Annotated in this window: 1 protein-coding gene; it reads right to left on the reverse strand. The window is 44.0% G+C overall.

Features of this window, described 5'->3' with window-relative positions; translation table 11 throughout:
* Nucleotides 1-344: DUF6632 domain-containing protein (locus tag Q1A48_RS21415; RefSeq protein ID WP_299948912.1), on the reverse strand; the 344-nt coding region annotated here is incomplete at its 3' end.
* Nucleotides 345-411 lie beyond the last annotated feature (67 nt).

Raw genomic sequence — 411 nt, forward strand, 5'->3', positions numbered from 1 at the left:
CCGGCAATAAAATACTGCACAATAATATTTACAACCCAGTCTACTGGTCCGGTTCGATTAGCTAACTCCATCAGAAGCATGGTGCTTCCGCATATCAAGTTCAACCAAATGGTGAACCAAATCAGGCCGATATTTGCAGCAATATTTCGGGTGGAGAGAATCAGGCAGACACCCAGCGTTGCGTATATTACAAGCCCAATTACTTGATACTGTTGATACGGGGGTATCCATCCCCATCCCGGAGGCCATGCCAATCGCATCATCGGGTAAACACCAAATATAAAAAAAAGACCTATAACTTTTAGGGCAATCGGAAGGCACTTGATACGAGTGGTGTCATCCATAGTTTGCTCCAGAGCGGAGACCGCTTTTAAGTTGATTTAGCTGCAGTCAATAATATAGATGAACTAG

The organism is uncultured Microbulbifer sp., from assembly GCF_947489355.1.
Taxonomy (GTDB): Bacteria; Pseudomonadota; Gammaproteobacteria; order Pseudomonadales; family Cellvibrionaceae; genus Microbulbifer.